The following is a 4,253-nucleotide window of genomic DNA, read 5'->3' as shown; positions in this document are numbered from 1 at the left end:
GATTGTCGAGTACAATAAAATTACCCTTACTTTGTCTATCCTCTTGAAAAAAGCCTTCCGCTATCAAGGAAGCACCTTTATGCTTTTCACGCAATAATCGTTCACCATTTTTCGACAGATTTAGATTGTCCCTCTTCATTAGAAATGAAGTAATTTTAACATTTCGATTTTGTAAATCATTTAATTTTTCAGCATGTAAAAAATAATCAAAATCATGTGTAACTGTCGTTAGAATTTCTTTTGATTGATTAGCTATTATGTATTCTAAAATCTCTATAAATTCTTGGCTATCATCGTTTTTCTTAATATCATCGAATGTACGTTTTGAACGGCCTATTTTAAGGCTTAAAATCCAACTATTTTTATTTTTTCCATTAGTCCTTACTTCAATATCATTAATTTGTGAATATTCATAAGTCATTTGTTCGTGCTTAGAAACAAAGAAAATGGATTGTGTAGTAAGTGCTAATACCCCTTTTAATTCTCTACCACTTTTTTTATCACATTCAGCTTCGATAATCTTTAGAACGCTTTCCTGCGACGATAAGGTTGCGATTTCTACTTCTTGTAATAATCTTTCATACTTTGTTACTAAGGTTTTTTGACCTACTGTAGGGCGTTTACCTATCCACTTTTGCATAATGTCCCCCTATTTTACATAATGATATTCTAACAGAAACTTATATTTTTTGACTTAATTTTACCAAATACCGGAGGATTTTACATCATTTATCGTTATCAATTTCTAGATAATTTAGTCAAACATTTGTTTCTTTCTAAACAAAAAAGTCCAGAAATCACTTTCTGGACTTTTCCTATTTAATACCCTTCCCTCAACACCGCATAGCACTCCCCAATCAGTTCTTCCGCTCCCGGCTCTCCTTTCAGCCCACGGCGGACGATTTCTGAAGATAGGTTCTGGACTTTGAGCGCTCTTGGGGCTCTTCTTTTGTAGTACGCCTGTAATGCTGTTTCGTGGTCGGCGTGGTTTTGGAGTTCTTCGGCGAGGACGATGGCATCCTCGATCGCCATTGCCGCTCCTTGCGCCAGGGTCGGCGCGCCGGCGTGGGCGGCGTCTCCTCCGATGACAACGCGGCCTTTATGCCATGGCTCCTGCACGGCGACCTGCTCCAGTTTGTTAAAGATGACAGGATGCTGTTTTGACATGTGCTTTGTGACAAAATCCAGCCCCGGAAAACCAGAAAGAACCTCTTTTACTCTATCAAACCGGGTATCTTCCTCATCCCAGTAATCGCTCGTGCAAGGCTGGAGGACGAAGATATAGCCAGCGTGTTCCGCCAATGGCACCACCCCGATTTGTGTGTCTCCGCTTCTATATATGAATGTTGCGTCCTCGAATGTGTAATCAGGAAGTTCGATATAAAAGCGCCACGCTCCCATGCCGAGATGCTCTTTTTCCGTCTCCTTTTGCAGCATCTTATCGCGAACAACAGAGTGAATGCCGTCAAAGCCCGCCAGAATGTCAGCCTGCATCTTTTCTCCATCTTCACATTCGGCAGTAACCGATTCAGCTGTTTCTTCATAAGCAACAACCTTTTTCCCCCACTTGATGTCTACACCCGCCGCCTCGGCATGCTTCATGAGAATGTCATTTAACGTTTTGCGCAGGATATTATTGCGTCCCGGAAGTGAATCGTCTAAAAAGGATTCACTGACTTGAAACAGCAAATTCCCCTGTTCATCAAACGTTTTAAACCATTCTGTTTGAAAGCCGTGCTTACAGCACTCTTCGAATACGCCCAGTTCTTTCAACACCGCCAGTGCGTTTTGCGGCTGAAGAATCCCCGCACCTGTTTTTTGGTTTTCTGAAGCCGCTTCACATAAGGTGACGGAAAACCCTGCCTTACGGAGAGAAATGGCCGCTGACAAGCCGCCGATTCCGCCTCCTGCTATTAACATATGTTTCATATCAATAACCACCCTTTCAGCTCTATATGTATTAGTTAGGCACCTAACTATATTACCTTACTATGTCCCAAGAAAAGCTGTCAATCATCTCCAAGCCAAGTTGCGTTATGGTTTTCCCTCCTTTATAATCGTGTCACAACGAATGTACGGGAGCTACTTGCGATGGAATTAAAACATTTACCGAAATATAAGCATATAACAGAGCACGCCGAAACGTATGCCAATATTGACGCCGGCTCTCTTGAATTGTTTTTATCTCTATTTGATATTTCAAAAAAAATGAATCATGTGATGGAGCATTACTTTGCTGGCCGAGGGCTTTCAGAAGGAAAATTCAAAATCCTGATGCTGCTCTTTGATGCCAAGGATCATAGGTTAAGTCCGACAGAGCTTGCCAAGCGGTCAAATGTCACGAAAGCAACAATTACAGGCCTGCTGGACGGGCTGACGAGAGACGGTTTTGTCAGCCGCAGGCATCACACAGAGGATAAACGAAAAATCAGCATTGAACTGACAACGGAAGGCAAAGCACGCCTTGAGCAATTTCTGCCCGGCCATTTCAGCAAAATATCCGCTGTCATGGAAAACTACAGCGACGAGGAAAAAGACATGTTCGTGAAGATGCTTGGTGATCTTTTTGAAAGGCTGAGCGTATTTAAAGACTAAAAAAACCCGTCCGACCAGGACAGGCTAAAGCGTCTTTTCTTCTGCAGCCGGATACGCATCCGGCTGTTTTTTCTTTATGACCGTAACAAATATGCCGCCGATGACACATGCAATGCCGATGAAATGCACAAACTCAAATGGCTCCTTCAATATCACGCCTGACAAAATGACAGCGGAGACCGGAAGAACGGATGTGAAAATGCCCGATACCCCCGCCGGCACCTTCGTCACCCCGCTATACCATAAGTAAAACGCCAAAACAGTGACAAAAAGCGCGTAATACAGCACATACGACCAATCCAAAACAGTCGGCACGCTGTAATCAAATGAAGAGGCCTCAAACAAAGCAAACGGGAGAAAAAACAGGAAGCCGAAGAGCGATACGAAGGTCGAAATCGCCAGTGCCGAAATATGCGGGGATAGCAGCTTGGCCATCAATGTAAACAACGCTTCGCCAATGACTGCAGCAATGATCAGCATGTTCCCGAATAAGGCGTGCGGCGTCCCGTCTTGGCTCCCGGCTCCAAACAAATTAATCGCCATTACGCCGCAAACCGCCAGCAAAATGCCGATCAGCGTCTTTTTCTCAATTTTTTCTCTAAGCAGGAAAAAGGATAAAATACCGATCATCATGGGGGTTGTGCTTGTCAAAATGCCGCTTTCCGTTCCCGTCGTATATTGAACCCCATACAGCAGGCAAATACTGAACAAAAACACGCCTGTGAATGATTGCACCAGCAATACGAACACATCTTTTTTCGTCAAAGCCGGAAACCCTTTTTCAATGCAAAACAGCAGCATGAGCAATACGACAGAAGCGATCAAAAAACGCAATCCTGAGGAAAGAAAGACCGGAATCCGTTCGACCATCAGCTTGCCGACAACGACAGAACTGCCGACGATCGCCATAGCTGCTGCCAGAGATACATATGCGCCCATTTGTTTTTTCACCAATACTCCACCTGCCTTTTTGATGTATGGCAAAAAACGCCTATCCAATGACAGGCGCTTTTTCATTAATCATCACTGCTCAAAATGCCGAAGAAGCGGAGCAGGTTGATGAACAAGTTGATAAAGTCTAGGTACAGCGATAACGCCATAACCGGAATCAAGTCTTCCGTAATGTGGCGGTGTTTGATTTGATTCAAATCATACAAAATGTAAAGGGAAAAGACGATGGTTCCGATCACGGAGTACGCCATCATCGCCGCTGAGTTTAACGGGCTGAAAATGTTGAAAATCCCTACCACTGCGAGTGCGAGCACCGCAACCAGCAGAAACGACCACAGGAAGGATAAATCCTTCTTCATTTTTGCGCCGATTGTGCCTAAGACGGCAAAAATGACAAATGTAGAACCAAAGGCTTCGAGCACGACATAGGCGCCGGCGATGGAAGCGTAATGGCTGACGATCGGAAATAAGGTAATGCCGGAAACGAACGCGAATGTATATACAAACGCATACCCGACCGCTTTTCTTCTGCGCATCCAGAAGGCCAGAATAATCATCGCCACTTCAAGAATAGAAAGCGGCAGCATCAAAGCGGCAGGAACAAATTGGCCGATAAAAAGGCCGACAGTCGCGATCAGCAAAGTGAAGACAAAGACTGTCAAAATGCGTTGCATGATCGATTGCTTACTCTCGTGAACCGTAGCTTG

General features: G+C 44.2%; 4 protein-coding genes and 1 pseudogene. 1 reads left to right on the top strand and 4 read right to left on the bottom strand.

The window, feature by feature from the left end:
• Both RAC86_RS35840 and RAC86_RS35835 read right to left on the bottom strand, forming a co-directional pair.
• Nucleotides 1–640: pseudogene (locus RAC86_RS35840) on the bottom strand (excalibur calcium-binding domain-containing protein); the annotation flags it as partial.
• A gap of 179 nt (nucleotides 641–819) precedes the next feature.
• Nucleotides 820–1,929 carry an FAD-dependent oxidoreductase gene (locus RAC86_RS35835; RefSeq protein ID WP_151262078.1) on the bottom strand — a complete coding sequence of 370 codons (1,110 nt, stop codon included), beginning with the start codon at nucleotides 1,927–1,929 and terminating at the stop codon, nucleotides 820–822.
• A gap of 162 nt (nucleotides 1,930–2,091) precedes the next feature.
• On the opposite strand from RAC86_RS35835, the gene yetL reads away from it, so the two are divergent.
• Nucleotides 2,092–2,595 carry a transcriptional regulator YetL gene (gene yetL / locus RAC86_RS35830; RefSeq protein WP_326225750.1) on the top strand — a complete coding sequence of 168 codons (504 nt, stop codon included), beginning with the start codon at nucleotides 2,092–2,094 and terminating at the stop codon, nucleotides 2,593–2,595.
• Nucleotides 2,596–2,619: 24 nt separating this feature from the next.
• On the opposite strand, the gene RAC86_RS35825 is transcribed toward yetL, so the two are convergent.
• A complete protein-coding gene (locus RAC86_RS35825) occupies nucleotides 2,620–3,612 on the bottom strand; it encodes a DMT family transporter (protein ID WP_259266340.1) in 993 nt (330 codons plus the stop codon).
• Nucleotides 3,612–4,253 (bottom strand): Bax inhibitor-1/YccA family protein (locus tag RAC86_RS35820; RefSeq protein WP_377886705.1); only part of this gene is annotated, 642 nt, incomplete at its 5' end. The genes RAC86_RS35820 and RAC86_RS35825, both read right to left, overlap by 1 nt.

The sequence above is a fragment of the Bacillus sp. LR_5 genome, from assembly GCF_042709275.1.
Note: the sequence above shows the minus strand (reverse complement) of the source record. Positions and strands in the feature narration are given on the sequence as shown.